Annotated in this window: 14 protein-coding genes; 9 read left to right on the top strand and 5 right to left on the bottom strand. The window is 48.8% G+C overall.

What is annotated here, in order from left to right; genetic code table 11:
* Positions 1-6 precede the first annotated feature (6 nt).
* From ACQ4MZ_RS11030 to ACQ4MZ_RS11040, 3 genes are all read left to right on the top strand, one after another.
* Entirely contained in the window at positions 7-408 is a 402-nt protein-coding gene (locus ACQ4MZ_RS11030; RefSeq protein WP_430844982.1) for a type II toxin-antitoxin system VapC family toxin, read from the top strand.
* Positions 409-474: 66 nt separating this feature from the next.
* Positions 475-2,790: a TonB-dependent receptor gene (locus tag ACQ4MZ_RS11035; RefSeq protein WP_430844984.1), complete on the top strand. Its 2,316-nt coding sequence runs from the start codon at positions 475-477 to the stop codon at positions 2,788-2,790.
* Positions 2,791-2,863: 73 nt separating this feature from the next.
* On the top strand, positions 2,864-3,364 hold the full coding sequence (locus ACQ4MZ_RS11040; protein WP_430844986.1) for a pyridoxamine 5'-phosphate oxidase family protein: 501 nt from the start codon (positions 2,864-2,866) through the stop codon (positions 3,362-3,364).
* A 73-nt stretch (positions 3,365-3,437) separates the two neighbouring features.
* Here the strand turns inward: ACQ4MZ_RS11040 and ACQ4MZ_RS11045 are convergent, their stop codons facing one another.
* Entirely contained in the window at positions 3,438-3,980 is a 543-nt protein-coding gene (locus ACQ4MZ_RS11045; RefSeq protein WP_430844988.1) for a ferritin-like domain-containing protein, read from the bottom strand.
* 218 nt (positions 3,981-4,198) lie between these two features.
* On the opposite strand from ACQ4MZ_RS11045, the gene ACQ4MZ_RS11050 reads away from it, so the two are divergent.
* A complete protein-coding gene (locus tag ACQ4MZ_RS11050; protein ID WP_430844990.1) occupies positions 4,199-5,116 on the top strand; it encodes an LEA type 2 family protein in 918 nt (305 codons plus the stop codon).
* A 38-nt stretch (positions 5,117-5,154) separates the two neighbouring features.
* On the opposite strand, the gene ACQ4MZ_RS11055 is transcribed toward ACQ4MZ_RS11050, so the two are convergent.
* Positions 5,155-7,101, bottom strand: coding sequence for a glycoside hydrolase family 127 protein (locus tag ACQ4MZ_RS11055; protein WP_430844992.1), 1,947 nt, complete (start codon positions 7,099-7,101; stop codon positions 5,155-5,157).
* A gap of 93 nt (positions 7,102-7,194) precedes the next feature.
* Positions 7,195-8,562 (bottom strand): sigma-54-dependent transcriptional regulator, encoded by a 1,368-nt coding sequence (locus ACQ4MZ_RS11060; protein ID WP_430844994.1) that lies wholly within the window; start codon positions 8,560-8,562, stop codon positions 7,195-7,197.
* Between the two features lie 373 nt (positions 8,563-8,935).
* Here ACQ4MZ_RS11060 and ACQ4MZ_RS11065 point away from each other — a divergent pair, with 373 nt between their 5' ends.
* The 4 genes from ACQ4MZ_RS11065 to ACQ4MZ_RS11080 all read left to right on the top strand — a co-directional run bounded on the left by ACQ4MZ_RS11065 (position 8,936) and on the right by ACQ4MZ_RS11080 (position 14,287).
* Positions 8,936-10,183 carry an efflux RND transporter periplasmic adaptor subunit gene (locus ACQ4MZ_RS11065; protein ID WP_430845361.1) on the top strand — a complete coding sequence of 416 codons (1,248 nt, stop codon included), beginning with the start codon at positions 8,936-8,938 and terminating at the stop codon, positions 10,181-10,183.
* A 168-nt stretch (positions 10,184-10,351) separates the two neighbouring features.
* Complete coding sequence (locus ACQ4MZ_RS11070) at positions 10,352-11,029, top strand: ABC transporter ATP-binding protein (protein WP_015814280.1); 678 nt, start codon at positions 10,352-10,354, stop codon at positions 11,027-11,029.
* Positions 11,030-11,164: 135 nt separating this feature from the next.
* Entirely contained in the window at positions 11,165-11,842 is a 678-nt protein-coding gene (locus ACQ4MZ_RS11075) for a hypothetical protein (protein WP_430844995.1), read from the top strand.
* A 12-nt stretch (positions 11,843-11,854) separates the two neighbouring features.
* A complete protein-coding gene (locus tag ACQ4MZ_RS11080; RefSeq protein ID WP_430844997.1) occupies positions 11,855-14,287 on the top strand; it encodes an ABC transporter permease in 2,433 nt (810 codons plus the stop codon).
* Position 14,288: 1 nt separating this feature from the next.
* On the opposite strand, the gene ACQ4MZ_RS11085 is transcribed toward ACQ4MZ_RS11080, so the two are convergent.
* Together ACQ4MZ_RS11085 and ACQ4MZ_RS11090 are read right to left on the bottom strand one after the other, a co-directional pair.
* Complete coding sequence (locus ACQ4MZ_RS11085) at positions 14,289-14,702, bottom strand: PIN domain-containing protein (protein WP_430844998.1); 414 nt, start codon at positions 14,700-14,702, stop codon at positions 14,289-14,291.
* A complete protein-coding gene (locus ACQ4MZ_RS11090; protein WP_430845000.1) occupies positions 14,692-14,931 on the bottom strand; it encodes a hypothetical protein in 240 nt (79 codons plus the stop codon). Before ACQ4MZ_RS11090 ends, ACQ4MZ_RS11085 begins: the two co-directional genes overlap by 11 nt.
* Before the next feature lie 82 nt (positions 14,932-15,013).
* Here ACQ4MZ_RS11090 and ACQ4MZ_RS11095 point away from each other — a divergent pair, with 82 nt between their 5' ends.
* Complete coding sequence (locus tag ACQ4MZ_RS11095) at positions 15,014-17,374, top strand: ABC transporter permease (protein ID WP_430845002.1); 2,361 nt, start codon at positions 15,014-15,016, stop codon at positions 17,372-17,374.
* Positions 17,375-17,376: the final 2 nt, after the last annotated feature.

Consider the following 17,376-nt stretch of genomic DNA (forward strand, 5'->3'; position numbering starts at 1 on the left):
GGCTACATGAAATACTTATTGGACACCCACACGGTCCTCTGGTACATCGGAGAGGATCCTCAGCTCCCCGTGTCTTTGCGAAAGCAAATTGATGACCGGTCGAACAGCTGTTTTGTAAGCATTGCGTCTCTTTGGGAAATTGGTATAAAAAGCTGCATCGGTAAACTATCGCTTTATGCCGAGATCGAGGTGCTTTTTGAATCCATTGAAAAATCGGGCTTTATACTTCTACCGGTCACGATGAATCATATCCTATCAAGTGCAAGGTTGCCGTTGCATCACAACGACCCGTTTGATCGGATGATTATTTCTCAATGTCTCATGGAACAACTAACAATGGTATCCTGCGATAAGCAGTTCCAGCAATATGACCTGCCGGTAATCTGGAACCGCTCCCATAACTGCTGAAAAATTTTTCAATGAATTTTTAGGGGCGCGTCAGGCTGAGTTGTCAGAATTACAAAACAACCAGCCATGAAAAAATTTATCTTGACCTTAATGGCCGGGGCCGTGAGCGCCCTGGCCTTTGCCCAGCCTGCCCAGACCGTCAAAGGACGGGTCGTCGATACGGAATCTCAGCAGCCGGTGATCGGGGCGAATGTGATCGTGACTTCCGTGACGCCAATTATCGGTGGTGTGACTGATACCGACGGGAATTTCCGCATTGAGAAAGTGCCTGTCGGACGTCATTCATTTAAAATTACCAGCATCGGTTATGACGACGCGTTCGTGCAGGAAATCAATGTAGGATCGGGCAAGGAAGTTGAATTGAATATCAAACTGACTGAATCGTTTCGTGCTCTGAATGAAGTAGTTGTGAAAGCACAAAAGGAGAACGGGGCACCTTTGAACGACATGGTGAGCGTAAGTGGCCGCTCATTTACCGTGGATCAGACGAAGCGTTTCGCTGCTTCGGTGAATGACCCGGCACGAATGGCCATGTCGTTTGCCGGAGTGGCTGCGACCGACGACGGTAGTAATCAACTTATTATCCGCGGAAATAGCCCGAAAGGGATGTTGTGGCGCATGGAAGGCGTCGAAATCCCCAATCCAAACCACTTCGCGCAGGAAGGCGCAAGTGGCGGGGGCATCAGCGCGTTGAGCGCCAACGTACTCGGCAACTCCGATTTCCTGACTGGTGCCTTCCCCGCAGAATATGGTAATGCAACATCCGGTGTCTTTGACCTCAAACTCAGAAAAGGGAACAATGAAAAACGCGAATATGCGATGCAAGCCGGCATTCTCGGGCTCGATTTCGCTGCCGAAGGACCCATTGGCGCGAAGGGCGGCGCTTCTTATCTGGCCAATTACCGCTATTCTACACTGTCCGTTCTTAATAAGATCGGCGTTAACCTTAACGGCGATGCTTCGATTGATTTTCAGGATGGCGCTTTTAAAGTATATATTCCTTACGACGACAAGGTGGTGGTGAGTGTATGGGGGTTAGGGGGTATGAGCACGTCCAAAGTCGACGACGATGACATGAAGGAAACTTTTAAGTCCAACCGCGGGATGGTCGGCGTGAATTACCTCCGCTATATCAATGGCAAATCCTACATGGAAAATATCGTTTCCTATTCGGCCACGAGCCAGACAGGTGATTTTTACGACAAAAATATCGACGCTACCTACCAGCAGAAGTTTGTAAACCAGGCACTTAGGCTCTCCTCTTTATATAATTACAAACTCAACGCACGCAACACGGTGCGGTTGGGCGTGATCATCAACCACCTGGATTTCAACCTGTATGACAAAGACAATGAAGACGGTCCGTATGAAGTCAATGTGGATCGGAAAGGGAATACCCAGTTGTTTCAGGCCTATGCGCAATGGAAATCGCGTTTAACGCCTACCGTTACACTGAATGCGGGCTTGCACGGCATGTTGCTGGGGCTCAACAACCGTTATTCGATCGAACCTCGCGTGGGTGTGAGATGGGCAGTCGCACCGCGCTCAACCCTGAGTTTCGGCGCTGGGTTGCATAGCAAAACGGAGTCTATTTCTACCTACTTTGCCCAGGTGAAAGTATCGGATGATAAAACCGATTTGCTAAATAAAAACCTGAAACTGACCAAATCGGCCCATTTGGTGGCAGGATATGAGTTCCGGCCGTCGGCGAGCTGGCGAGTGCTTGCGGAAACGTATTACCAGCATCATTATAATATCCCGATCGGTCCGCCGAATACGACCACGCCTTATTTGCTTCATAATTCACAGCTGAACGAGATCAGCGGTTTCGTGAGCGATTCACTGACGAGCGACGGCAAGGGAAGAAGTTACGGTTTGGAATTGACTGTCGAAAAATCGCTCACCGCCGGTATCTACCTTATGAGCACGACTTCATTGTACCAATCCAAATACACCGGCCGTGACGGTATCGAGCGAGACAGCCGCTTCAATGGGAAATATGTGCAGAATTTACTGGCAGGTAAGGAATGGCGGGTAAGCAAGAATAAAACCAACATTTTCGCAGCGAATATCAAGCTTCTCGCGGCAGGCGGCAACCGTACCACGCCGGTTGACCTCGAAAAATCAAGAGAGAAAGGCCGTACAGAGCGGGACTGGTCGCGGAGCTATTCGGAACTACTGCCAGCCTACTTCCGCACTGATCTGCGGGTGAGTTATACCAAAAACAAAAAGCGGACGACTTCGACCATCTCGCTGGATATTCAGAATGTGACCAACCGGTTGAACGCATTTGATCGATACTACAACAAGAAAGAAGATCGGGTGAAGCTGATAACCCAGACAGGCATGCTGCCGATCCTGAACTATCGCCTCGAATTTTAGGCAAATCCTTGGAACGGTTGTTTTACAGGTTTGGATTCAAACCAAAATATCAACAGATCTAAAAACAACGGTTATGGAAAAGGACTTTGAGGATAATCAGGCCATTAAAAAACTGAAATCGATTGCCGAAGACATCCGGTTCTGCATGTACACGACCATCGAAGACGGCAAGATCGTGTCGCGGCCGATGACGACGCTCGATATCGACGCCGAGGGGAATGTATGGTTCTTCACTAGCCGTCACACCGGATTAGTGAAGGATGCAAAATATGGGGACACCGTGACATTGATTTACTCAGACCCTAAAAACAATACCTACCTGAGCGTTTCCGGTACGGCGTCCATCGTAGAAAGCGAGCGCCGCAAGGAGGAGCTGTGGAACCTGATGTCGAAAGCCTGGTTTCCGGGCGGGAAAGACGATCCCGACCTGGCGGTCCTGAGGGTTACCACACAAGAGGCTGCGTATTGGGATAGCACTTCTTCCAAAATGGTCGTATTCCTCTCGATGCTTAAAGCGGTAATCACGGGCTCCACGCCCGACGGCGGCGATCATGGTAAATTGAATCTGGTGTAGATGTATATTTTGAATGCAAAAGAGGCGGTCGGGAATCCCGATCGCCTCTCTGCTTTATAAAAGGCAGAAGCCTTTACTCTACACTTGCTTCCTCATTCACATAGGCTTCCGCCAGTTCGGTGAGCTTATGGTCGGTTTCACCTTCCTGGTCAAGCGTTTGTTGCAACAGATCCGCTACGTCGCTGTGGCCCAACGTGCGCGCAATGTTACGCAGCGTGCCGTACGAAGCGATTTCGTAATGTTCCACTTTCTGAGCGGCCATAATCAGCCCGCAGTCGCGTACCATGGTACCTTTGTCGGTGTTTTCAATGATTTCGTTAGCCTCCTCGATGAGCCCTTCCATAGCCGCGCATTTTTTGGCTTGCGCTTTCTCGCCAATTCTTTCGAAAACCTGTTCGAGCCTTGTGGCGTGTTCTTCGGTTTCGGTTGTATGCTGTTCGAATGCAGCCTTCAATTCTTCCGAAGTCGCATTTTTCGACATTTTGGTCAGGGCCTTGGCGAGTTGTTTTTCAGCCCAGTAAATGTCTTTCAGGCCGTCTACAAATAGTTCTTTCAACTTTTCACTGTCCGTCTCGGTGATTTGCTTGGCAGCAGTTTTGCTTTTTGTCGCTTTCATAATACTGGTTTTTAATGGTCGTGGTTTGGATGAAAAGAATGGCACTCACCATTCAATTGCCGCCCTTTCTTTAAAAACCCATACCAAAGTGGAAAACCAGCTTATCTGAAATGTTTCGACCGGGTATGACGAGTTTCCTACACATATACGTGTGGCACGGGCGTGAAAATGACAGGAATGCTTTTTGAACGGGAGCTTCCATTAACTGAACGACACGCATGAACAACGGAAATGTATTTAAATGGATTCTGATCCTGGTATTGATTGGGGCGGCGGCATTTGCAATCTGGTATTTTTTCAGAAAGAGCGATCCTGACCCGGTTTCCGGTTTAAAACCACGCGTGGAAATGAGCATAGCGCATATCGGCGAGATCACTGACAGCACTATTAAGATGGAACTCAAGACACTCGTCCACAATCCGCTTCCGATCGGGATGCATTTGAAAGCGATTAATTATGTCGTGAGAATGAATGACCGGACGATCGTGGAGGATCATTACAGCAAACCCCTTGAAGTGAATGCAGCCGCCAGCTCCTTGCTGACATTGCCTGCCAAGGTGAAAATCCGAAACCTGCGGGTGGAGGGTGACGAAGAGGCAGGCAAGGGTCGGGATAGCGCCGATTATCATTTCAAAACGATCCTGCATTTCGAAAAACCGCTGCTGGGAAAGGATTCGCTCGTGCTTGAAATGGACAAGCGATTACCGCTTTACCGGCTGCCAGTGGTCAAAATGGCCGGTTATGAATTCAAAAAGTTGGGTTTGAAGGAGTCGGATATTGTGGTGAAAGTGGAAGTAAGTAATATGAACCCGTTCTCGCTGGAATTTCAGGATCCGGTTTATGCTATGGATCTGGGTAAACAAAAACGTTTCGCAGAAGGCGCTGTGAAAGGTATTACCAAACTGAAAGCAAAAACTAAAGACATTTATGAAATTCCGCTGGAAGTGAGTTTGGGAAAAGTGATTAAGGCAGGGGCACAAATGATCGGAAAAGGAAAAGAATTGCCGTTTACATTCTATTTTAAAAGTAAAATCAAATCTCAAAGTGAAGTGCTAAACGATAGTAAGATTAACCTGGTAATGGACGGGGAATTAAAGGATGTGGAGGCGTTTCAGAAGAATTTGGAGAGAAAATAATGTTCTGACAGCCGACCGTTGAAAGTGGTCGGCCGTTATTATTGCCTGTCAAACCAGATTGTCATTTCATTTGCGCCGCGGTTGGCCCAGGCGTAGTAGGGGATCAATGTAATGTTTTGCTCTTTGGATTTCAATACATTCATGCCGCCTAGCATTTCGTTCTGGTAAGTAGGTGTAAATTCTTCTGTTCCGGATATCTTGATTGCCAGCGCCTTTCCACCATTGTCGTGCCCTTCGGCACAGTAAAGCACCGGCCCGCGCTCGATCGCGACCTTGCCCTGGTTGCTTTTCAGCTTTTCGCTGGCAATTACCTTGCGTATCGGCATATCCAGTACTAGTTCGATCACATCGCCCTTTTTCCAGGTACGACTCAATTTTAGATAGCCGTTTTCAATGGCAGCTTCTGTTCTTTTACCATTAATGGTCAAGACGACGGGTTTGACCAGCTTGTCTTCATAACTATACAAATCCCCCGGGATAGCCTGTCCATTCGCCCAGCCGGGAATGCGTATGTGCAGCGGGAATGCACCGCTTTTTTCAGGATCGACCTGGATGCGGATATTTCCTTGCCACGGGTATTGCGTCTGCTGGGTAACCTGAACCGGGGTATTTGGAAGCGTAATATTTGCTTTGGTATCGCCAAATAGATTGATCACCAATGCATTGCCCTGCGTTGCGTACATGTAGGCGGGCATGGAGGGCAGGAAACGCGAGACATTCGTGGGGCAACAGGCAGTACCGAACCACTCGTGCCTCACTGCGCCGGATCCTTTGTTGAAATCGTTTTTGCCATCGGACGACATTGGATTTACGTAAAAGAAACTGTTGCCCTTCACGCCCATTCCACCCAGAAACCCATTGTAAAGCACTCGCTCGAAGACGTCCATGTATTTTGCCTCACCTGTGAGCAAGTACATTTTGTGGTTCCATAGCATATTTGCGATGGCGGCGCAGGTTTCGGCGTAGGCGTTGTCGTTCGGTAAAATATAGGGTTTGTCGAATGCTTCGCCGTCCTCCCGGGCGCCCATTCCGCCGGTGATGTACTGTTTTTTATATGTGGCGTCGTCCCAGATTGCGTGAATAGCAGCGTCATTTCTCGGATCAGGCTGCAAGGTGAGCAGGTCGGCTACACCCGTGTACAGGTATTGCGCGCGCACGGCGTGCCCGACGGCCTCGCGCTGGCGCACGAAGGGTACCTGGTCCTGGAAATACGCTGGGCCGAGCTTATGTTCGTCGAGGAAGAGCGTGCGTTTGTCAGAGCGGCCGCGCATGTCGATGAAGAATTTCGAAAGTTCGAGGTATTCCTTTTTGCCGGTGACGCGGTAAAGGCGGATTAATGCAAGCTCCGTTTCCTCATGGCCTGGTACCACGACTAGTTGCCCGGGTTTAGGGCCTATTGTTTTCACCAAATGATCGGCATTCTTGATGGCCACATTCAACAAGTTTTTTTTGCCCGTGGCTTCATAATGTGCCACTGCGGCCTCATACAAGTGCCCGACATTGTACAATTCGTGGCTTCCATTCTCGAACGAATACCGATAAGGGCCGGCAATCCAGTCGTAGGATCCGGTGGTGTCCTTGTTAATGGTTCGGATCGTGTAAAGATAACCGTCCGGCTCCTGCGCCGCGGCGAAAAGCGTGATCAGCGAGTCAAGGTAACGGTCCAGTTTAGGATCGTATTGATTTTGAAGTACATAAGAAGCACCCTCCACTACTTTAAATACATCCGAATCATCAAATCTTGCCCCTTTGAATACCCCTTTTTTCAACCCGCCGGCCACCGCGAAATTATCGAACCGGCCGCTTTCTTCACATTGGTGCAATGCATGAGGTACCGTTACCGCTCGCGCCAGTTCCACGCGATCGTGCCAGAAGCCTTGCGTAGTTTTAACGTTTTTGAGCGGTACCGGTTTGATGCTGCCGGTTTGGGCAAGTAGGAAATGAGTGCAGAAAACGAGGATGAATATGGGGAGTGATTGGGTCATCGGAAATACAAAATTGGAACGCAGTTGAGTCTTATATTCAATTTAAACCCAAAAAACATGCCAAGTTTGTACTTCCGCGCGGTTTGAAATGGATTACAAACCGTATTTCTCCATCCTCCGGTAAAGTGCTGCGCGGCTGAGTCCCAGCTCACGGGCGGCGTCGGTGATGTTTCCATTAAAGCGTTTCAGTGCTTTGATGATCATCGTTTTTTCCATGTCTTCGAGGTCGAAACCGGTGGCGGTAGCAGGCTGCCCGGCGGAACTTTTGAGGAAAAGATCATCAGGTTGCAAGGTTTTTTCCTGGGAAAGGATCACCGCTCGCTCTACGGCATGCTGCAGTTCACGGATGTTGCCCGGCCAGTTGTACTGCTGCATTTTCTTCACCAATGCATTGCTGATGTCGTTAACGGGGCGGTTATACTTTTTGGCGTATTGTTTAAGATAGTAATCGGCCAATGCGCTGATATCCTCGGGCCTGTCGCGCAAAGGCGGTAGTTCGAGTTCGATGGTATTGATCCGGTAAAGCAAATCCTGCCTGAAAGTTTTGTCGGCCACCATTTTTTCGATATTCATATTCGTCGCGCAAATGAGGCGGACGTCGAGTGCGATGGGCTTGTTCGAGCCGACACGGGTTACTTTGCGTTCCTGGATGACGGTGAGCAGCTTGGCCTGCAACGGTAATGTAAGGTTACCAATCTCGTCGAGGAAAATCGTACCACCTTTAGCTTCCTCGAAACGCCCCGCGCGGTCTTCTTTCGCGTCTGTAAATGCGCCTTTTACGTGGCCGAACAGCTCACTTTCGAAAAGCGTTTCGCTGATCGCCCCCAGATCCACAGCCACGAATGGTTTGTCGGCGCGTTTGGAATACTGGTGTATGTGCCTGGCAAGCTGCGTTTTACCGGTGCCGTTTTCGCCGAGGATAATCACATTAGCATCGGTCGAGGCTACACGTTCGGCGGTAACAAGGACCTGTCGCATGCTGTCGCTGGTAGCCACAATGGTGTCACCGACGGGTTTGTTATTTTTCTTGTTATCATCTTTCTTTTCTTCCGGCACGGGCATCACTTTGTCCTTGCCGCCTTCCAGCGCCGTGCTGATTGTCGCCAGCAGCTTGTCGTTTTCCCAGGGTTTCAGTACAAAATCGATGGCACCGGCCTTTATCGCCCGGATCGCCATTTCAATGTCGCCGTAAGCGGTGATCATGATCACTTTCGCGGCTGGATTGATGTCGAGGATGCGGTCGAGCCAATGGAAACCTTCGCGCCCGCTGTTCACATCGCGTGTGAAGTTCATATCGAGCAGGATCAGATTATAATCTCCGTTGGTAACGAGGAATGGCAGTTTCTGGGGATTCTTTTCAATGTCGACTGCTTTGGCGTGCCGTTTCAGTAAAAGTTTGGCGGCACTGAGTACATCAACATCATCGTCGATAATCAGGATTTTGGCTTCTGATAGTAGCATGGCTGTTCTTTCTTGTGGTGCGCAGGCGGGTTGACACTGCCGGATAGGGACTTAACGCAATTATTTGTCAAGATAAGGACGCAATTTGAAATATTATTTCCTAACAAGCTAAAATGTCACTATTTTACCTTAAAAAGGCGGCTTGAAAGGCTTGTCCGCGCCCGAACAAATTTGTCCGATAACGAACAATTTTAGTGGTGTTCTGAATTTAAATAGTATTGATTTTCAATAGCTTATATAGCATTGCCTTCTTTGGCATAGTGATTGGATTAGTAAAGCCAAATACAAAAGCGAACTCAATCACTAGCATATAATGGAAGTTAAGACACCTAACTCGACAAGCACCAGTAACGGATTTTCCGGAGGATCATCAATGGACCGAGTCAAACCCAAGAAATTCTGGAATACCAAACGCATCAGCATCATTGGTGGTAGCGTTTTGCTGGCGGCTTTCCTGATATACCAGTTCTTTTTTGCCGACACAAGAAGCAAGTTGAATGTGGAACAGGATAAACTGACGATATCGACGGTTCAAAAAGGTAAATTTGACGAATTTATTGTGGTGACCGGGGTGGTTCAACCGCTTAAAACTATCCAGCTCGATGCGATTGTGGGTGGATATGTGACAGAAAAACTCATTGAAGGCGGTAATATGGTGAAACAGGGCGATGTGTTGCTCCGCCTCGAAAACCAGAATCTCAAACTGAGCTTCCTGCAATCGGAAACGGAAGCCAGCCGGTTGGTAAACGATCTTCAAAATACGCGGCAGAACTTGAAAGTGGCGCGTTTTACACTCCAAAAAACATTAAGCGACCTCGATTTCCAGCTCGACCAGGCAAAAGACGCGCATGAGCGTAATGTGAAGCTTTATAAAGACAAAGTGATCCCCGAGGCCGATTACCTGAAAACGAAACGGGATTACGAGAAACTGGTAAGACAGCGCGAAATTGAGATCGAATCGCAGAAATACCAGGAAGAGAACGCCAAAATGCAGATTACGCAGCTGGAAGGGACCTTGGCCAGTACACAGAAAAACGTAAGCCTGTGGCGCCAGACGCTAGACAACCTCGTAGTAAAAGCGCCGGTATCCGGTCTGCTGTCATCTATGAATATAGAGGTTGGTTCCAACATCAGCCAGGGACAAAATATAGGCCAGATCGACGATTTGAATGGTTTCAAAATGCGTGTCAGCGTGGATGAGCACTATTTATCACGGATTTTTGTCGGGTTGACGGGCTCCATGGAGTTCAACGGAAAAGACTACGGTTTGAAGATCATCAAGATCTATCCTGAAATCCTCAGCGGACGTTTCGAAGTAGACATGAAATTCGACAACGGTGCGCCGGAGATGGTTAAAAGAGGGCAGTCGGCTCCGATCCGTTTGCAACTCGGCCAGCCTTCGCAGGCAACCTTGCTGCCGGTAGGTGGCTTCTTCTCCGAAACAGGCGGAAACTGGGTATACGTAGTAGCCGACGGTGGCAAACGCGCCGCGAAACGCAAGATCACATTAGGCCGTAAAAATCCTGAATATTTCGAAGTTCTTGAAGGCTTGCAGCCAGGTGAGAAGGTAATTACCAGCTCGTATGAGAACTTTGGAGATAATGAAGTACTTGAATTTTAAAAAGACTTCGGCTGTCGGCTATCGGCAGCCGGCTTTTTGAAGGAACCTTTAGTTAATGAATTAACAGTACCAGGGCCCAAGGCCGATCGCCGACAGCCGAAGTTTAAAACCTTTTTATCATAACCCAGGCCGAAAGCCGAAAGCCGACAGCCGACAGCCAGAAAACAAATGATCAAGATTAACAACATGCACAAGGTGTTTTCTACGGAAGAAGTAGAAACAACTGCCCTCAACGGTATCGACCTGGAAATTAAGGATGGCGAGTTTGTAGCCATTATGGGCCCTTCCGGCTGCGGGAAATCGACCTTGCTGAACATTCTCGGGTTGCTCGATAATCCAAGCGAAGGTTCCTACGAGTTTTATGGCACGGAGGTGGCCAAAATGTCGGAACGCCAGCGCGCGCAGATCCGCAAGGGGAATATCGGTTTCGTGTTCCAGAGTTTTAACCTGATCGACGAGCTGACGGTATATGAAAACGTAGAGCTGCCGTTGCTGTACCTCAAAACACCTCCTGCAGAGCGCAAGGAGAAAGTGGAGGCTGCGCTTACCCGCATGAACATGATGCACCGCCGCAACCACTTCCCGCAGCAGCTATCGGGTGGGCAGCAGCAGCGCACCGCCATTGCCCGTGCCGTAGTTGCGACTCCCAAGACAATCCTGGCCGATGAGCCGACAGGTAACCTCGACTCCAAAAATGGTGAAGAGGTAATGAACCTGCTAAGCCAGTTGAATGCCGCCGGAACCACGATCCTGATGGTTACGCACTCACCGTATGATGCCGGTTTCGCGCACCGCGTGGTGAACCTGTTCGACGGCAAGATCGTGACTGAAAAAATACATGTTTAGAATTCCTCCGGCTATTGACGACTAGCGCGGCTTTATAGCAGGAACATTTGATGCGGGGGCGGACGCCTCCTGGAATGCAGTGAGGGGCTCCCTAATGGTGCCAGAGCTAGTTTGAACAATATGCCAAATCTAACCATGAAAAAAATCCTAACCATCCTGTTGGCCGGCGTGAGTACACTGGCCATTGCCCAGAAAAGGGCTTACCTGAGCAGAAGCATCGACGACGATGGTAAAAAGTTGTCCATCAAAATATCCGGGACACTGGACGGGAAAGACGTTGATATCGACAAGACGTTCGATGTGGAGGGGATGAGCCAGGAGGACCGCGAGGCGCTGCGCGACAAGGTATTGTCTTCGATAGCCGAGGGAAATCTGGAATTGCCTGCCCCCAAAGGCGTTTGCAAGGAATCGGTTGCCGTCGCGTCGCATTCGTCTAAACGCAAGCCCAAACCACCAGTACCGCCTGCTGCTCCTGAACCTTCGGCTGGCGAATGGACGGATGATGGTGCCTCCGATGAAAGTCCTGAAACAATGGCATTTTCTTCCAATGAAGTGAATGCCGAAATGGTGTCGTCGGGGAAAGGATTTATGAAAGAATCTGCTTCGAAGTATCCGAAAGACTTCTCCAAACACGTGCGTTACAATTCCGAAACCGGCGAGATGTTCATCAAGTACCGGTTTATGAAGGATGGTGACGAGTATATCTACGAAAAGACGGTGAATGCTACCGAGAAATCGGAGAAAGAACGGCAGCGGATCATCGAAAATTTTGAAAGTGAAATGGGCCTGCCAGGGAACGGCATGGAAATGTAATAGCTTGAAATAATGCTGAAAAACTATCTGAAAATTGCCTGGCGAAACCTGCGTAAACACAAGTTTTACACGTTTCTGAACATATTCGGTTTGTCGCTTGGGCTGGCAAGTTGCCTGCTCATTACGCTTTATGTGGTAGACGAGCTAAGTTACGACCGCTCATTTGCGAACGCCGACCGTATTTACAGGATCAATGCAGATATCCGTTTCGGCGGTGCCGATATGGCGCTCGCAGTAGCGCCCGATCCTTTGGCATTTACACTAAAAAAAGATTACCCGCAAATCGAACAGGTGGTGCGCATGCGTGAAAACGGCAGCCAGCTCGTGCGACGTGCCGATGCGACTGATAATCTGAAAGAAGATCATGTATTCTACGTTGATTCGACCTTCTTTAAAGTTTTCCCGGTTCCCCTGTTGCAAGGTGATCCGAATACGGCATTGCGCAACCCGCAAACTGTCGTCATCTCGGAAACAGATGCCCGAAAATATTTCGGAGACGCCAACCCGATGGGGAAGGCGCTGACCGTCGATAATAGTACTACGTATACAGTTACCGGCGTCATGCGTGATATACCCGCACAATCGCACATGCGCAATGTGAATATGTTACTCTCCATGAGCTCGACCGAGGAAAGCAGGCAAAATGCATGGGGTAGCCATAATTTCAATACTTACATTCTTTTCCGTGAAGGCGTTGACGCGAAGCAGTTTGAAGCGAATTTTGAAACTGTTTTGCAGAAATATACTTCCAAGTGGATCAAGAGCTTTCTGGGATCCACGCTGGATGAAGTCCGGAAATCGGGCAATTACCTGGTTTATACATTGATGCCGCTTACAGACATTCATTTGCATTCGGATCGTACGGCCGAGATCAATGCGAATGGCAATATCCAATACGTGTATATTTTCGGGGTAGTAGCGATTTTCCTGCTATCCATTGCCTGTGTCAACTTCATGAATCTCGCTACGGCTCGTTCGGCCAATCGGGCGAAGGAAGTAGGGGTACGCAAAGCATTAGGTTCGGAGCGGTCGTCGCTGGTGAGCCAGTTCCTGACCGAGTCGATCATGCTCAGCTTTTTTTCGCTCGCACTCGCGATGCTGATTGCTTACCTCGCATTGCCGCTGTTCAATAACCTCGCCAGCAAGCAAATCCAGTTCCCGATCACGAATGTGTGGTTTTGGTCAATACTGCTGCTTACGGGAGGGATAGTTGGGGTGTTGGCCGGCAGTTATCCGGCATTTTTCCTGTCCGCATTTCAGCCATTGAAGGTCCTGAAAAACACGATCGAACTGGAAGGCAAGGGGAATGGTTACCTGCGCAATGCGTTGGTGGTATTTCAATTTGTGATTTCCGTAATGCTGATCGTCGGCACGGGCGTCATTTACCGCCAGCTCAACTACATTCAAACCAAGAAACTGGGTTTCAATAAAGATCAAATGCTGATTGTGAATGACGCCTACGCATTGAATAATCAGGTGAAAGCATTTAAAGAGCAGGTATTGCAGCTTCCGAATGTGGAAAGCGCCACGGTTACCAGCTTCCTCCCAACACCCTCTTCCCGTACCGATCATACTTTTTTCCCGGTTGGGCAAATGCAACAGGATAAAGGTATCAACATGCAGAAATGGGCTGTTGATTACGATTTTGTGAAAACAATGGGGCTTCAAATGGCGAGCGGACGCGCGTTCGACGAAGCTTTTCCATCAGACTCCACGGGCATTATCATCAACGAAGCTGCCGCGAAAGTGCTGGGCGAGGGAAATCCGATTGGCAGGAAGATATTTGGTTACGAAGATGCTGCATTAACGAAACGGGTTGACTATACGATCATCGGAGTAGTGAAAAACTTCCATTTCGAATCGCTACGAAGAAATATAGGTGCATTGAGTCTGATTCTTTATAAAAGCTCGGGATCGGTCGTGTTCCGTATGAAGGGCGGTGATGCTCCGTATACCGTTGCGCAGGTGGAAGCATTGTGGAAGAAAATGGCGCCTGGCCAGCCTTTCAACTACCGGTTTATGGATCAGGATTTCGACAACGTCTACCGGAGCGAGCAGCGGGTTGGGCAGATATTTGTCACCTTTGCTGTGATTTCGATTGTCATCGGCTGTCTTGGGCTGTTTGGACTGTCTGCATTTACTGCCGAGCGGCGTACGAAGGAGATTGGCGTTCGAAAAGTATTGGGAGCGAGTGTGGTGAATATTGTTGCCCTGTTATCCAAAGAGTTTATTAAACTGATCGTCATCGCTATCGTTATCGGTAGCCCGATCGCCTGGTTTGGTATGAACCATTGGCTCAGCGATTTCGCCTACCACGTTGACCTGGCCTGGTGGATGTTCGCCGCCGCGGGTTTGCTCGCGATCGTGATCGCATTGCTTACGGTCAGTTTTCAAAGCATCAAAGCCGCGCTGATGAACCCGGTAAAGTCGTTGAAGTCGGAGTAGGTTACCGGCCTTTACGGAAGGGATTAATAATCGTTAATTTCCCTTCGATGAGCTGGCTGTGCTGTAAGTCCTCGGAATACAATGTGTCGCAGCCGGCAGCAAGGGTAGAAGATATTATGATGCTGTCAAAGATCTGAAAATCATATTTTTTCAGCAGATAATACGAATGATCGAGAATATCCTGATCAACAGAAATAATCTGACAGCGGTCAAAAATGAGGTTGCATTTATACAGAACTTCCTGTTTTGGAAGTTTTAGCGCCCGTTTCGTAACATTAATAAACTCGGAGACCACCTGTGTGCTGATAATTGGAGAGGAAGCGACAATACCTTCAGTGACACGTCTTTTAGTGTGATCATTTGCATCGTACAAATACAGTAAAATATTTGTGTCCAGCGCAATATTAGTCGTCATAGTTATTCGCTTCGTCGCGGTCAAATTTGAAGTTGCTGAGGTCTACGCGACTGTCCTTGAAAATAGCCTCGATAGCTTCTATGCGCTGCTGCTTTTCAAGTTCGGTTAGCACCCGTGGCGCCTTTACTTCGGAAGCAACCACCTCGATTTCTTTCCCAATCATTTCTTTGGGAAGCGTCAAAGTAAAGGTTGTACTCGTCGGGACGATAATTTTTCTGACCAGTTCCATAGCATTTGTATTTACAGACAATCAAATATATCCAATAACATATTGCACATCCTATTTATTCCATCACCAATGAACAAACGGTATGCTTAGAAACTATCTGAAAATCGCCTGGCGGAATTTGCTGAAAAACAAGATGTTCAGTTCGATTAACATCCTTGGACTGGCACTTGGGATGGCTTGCAGCTTGCTGATTATGCTGTGGGTACAAGACGAGATCAAAATGGACCGGTTTCACGAGAACGATGCCCGACTATACTCGGTGATGGAAAACCAGCATTATTCCGGGGAGATCAACACCTTCGCAGCTACGCCCGGGATTTTGGCGGAGAATATCGTAAAGGATATTCCGGAGATCGAAAAGGCCAGTCAGGTGCTATGGGAACAATCACCGGTTTTGAAGGTCGGCAATGTGTATGACAATGAAAAGGGCCGCTATGTGCAGGGGGACTTCCTGACGATGTTTTCGTTTAAGCTCAAACAAGGCGATGCCCGTACGGCACTGAAGCGTCCCGATGGCATTGTAATTTCCCAAAAATTGGCCGACAAGTATTTCAAAGGCCAGGATCCGATCGGAAAGGCCATGCGCGTCGATAATAAGGATGATGTGGTGGTTACCGGCGTATTGGAAGAGATCCCACGGTATTCGTCCATGAAATTCGATTTCATGATGAGCTACGACAGGTGGCTCAAAGGTGCACCATGGGCAAAAGAATGGGGCAACAACGGCCCACGCTGTGCGGTGCTGCTGGCCAAAAATGCGGACATCGACAAGGTCAACGCGAAGATCAAGGATTATATCAAAACTAAAAACAAGGACAGTAACGTCGACCTGTTCCTGATCAATTACGGGAAATCGTACTTGTATTCGAACTGGGAAGCGGGCAAGCAGAACGGCGGGCGAATCGACTACGTGCGAATGTTTACGGTCGTGGCGATATTTATCCTGATCATCGCCTGCATTAACTTCATGAACCTCGCCACCGCCCGCTCAGTGAAACGCGCGAAAGAAGTTGGTCTTCGGAAAGTAGTGGGCGCTTATAAAACAAGCCTGATCGGACAGTTTATGGGGGAGTCGATCCTCATTACGCTGCTTGCGCTGGTGGTTGCGATAGCGATTGTGCTGGCGTTGTTACCAGGCTTCAACGTGCTGACTGAAAAGCAACTCTCCCTAGACTTCCTGGATCCGGCCTTCCTGTTGCTGCTTTTAGCATTGACATTAATCACCGGCCTGGTGGCCGGCAGTTATCCGGCATTGTTCATGTCGTCGCTGAACCCGGTTACGATTTTGAAAGGGGCTTTGAAATTCAAGCCCAATGCTACTTATTTCCGGCAAGGGCTGGTGGTATTTCAGTTTGGGTTGTCGATCCTGCTGATCCTCTCGATGATTGTTATTTACCGGCAAATCGATTTTATTCAGCATAAGAACCTCGGTTTCAGTCAGGAAAACCTGCTTTACATTCCCGATATCGAAAATACCATGAGTACCAATTTCGACGCATTCAAGCAAGCACTCGAAGCAGAACCGGGTATCAAGTCGGTGGCGCGGTCGCAGGCGAGTCCGCTGGCGTATGGCAGCTCTACAATGGGGGTTCAATGGCCCGGTAAGGATACTACCAAGCAATTGCTTTTTAATGTAAACCCGGTAGGTTTCAATTTTATTGAAACTATGGGAATCAAGCTTCTGGACGGGCGCGATTTCAGCCCTTCATTCGGGACAGATACTTCCAATTATCTGGTAAATGAGGCCGCCGCGAAGAAGATCGGTTATAAAGATCCGGTGGGCAAGGAATTGACGATGTGGGGTAAAAAGGGCAAGATCATCGGATTGATGAAGGACTTTCATATCGGCTCGCTACACGTGGCGATCGAACCTTTGATCATCAGCCTTCAACCCAAAAAGGAAGCCTGGGGCGTAGGCATGGTACGTGCGGAGGCGGGTAAGACAAAGCAGGCGATAGAAAGCCTGGAAAGAGTTTTCCGGCGGTATAACTCGGGTACGCCTTTCAAATACCATTTTGCAGATGAGGAATTTGGCAATCTTTATAAAGCCGAAATGGTCGTCGGTAAGCTTTCCAACTACTTTGCATTCCTGGCCATTTTTATATCGTGCCTGGGATTGTTCGGTCTGGCCGCATTTACCGCGGAGCAGCGAACGAAGGAAATCGGGGTACGGAAGGTACTGGGTGCCAGTGTTTCCACCCTGGTAGGAATGCTGTCGGCAGACTTCCTGAAACTGGTAGGCATCGCGGCGGTCATCGCATTCCCGGTTGCCTGGTATTTCCTGACGGGCTGGCTTGAAAAGTACGCCTTCCGTATCGAAATGGAATGGTGGTATTTTGCCGTCGCAGGTGTGGCCGCATTAGTGATCGCGCTGTTTACAGTCAGCTTTCAGGCCATTAAAGCGGCGCTGATGAACCCGGTGAAGTCGTTGAAATCTGAATAAAG

The organism is Dyadobacter sp. BHUBP1, from assembly GCF_050587785.1.
Taxonomy (GTDB): Bacteria; Bacteroidota; Bacteroidia; order Cytophagales; family Spirosomataceae; genus Dyadobacter.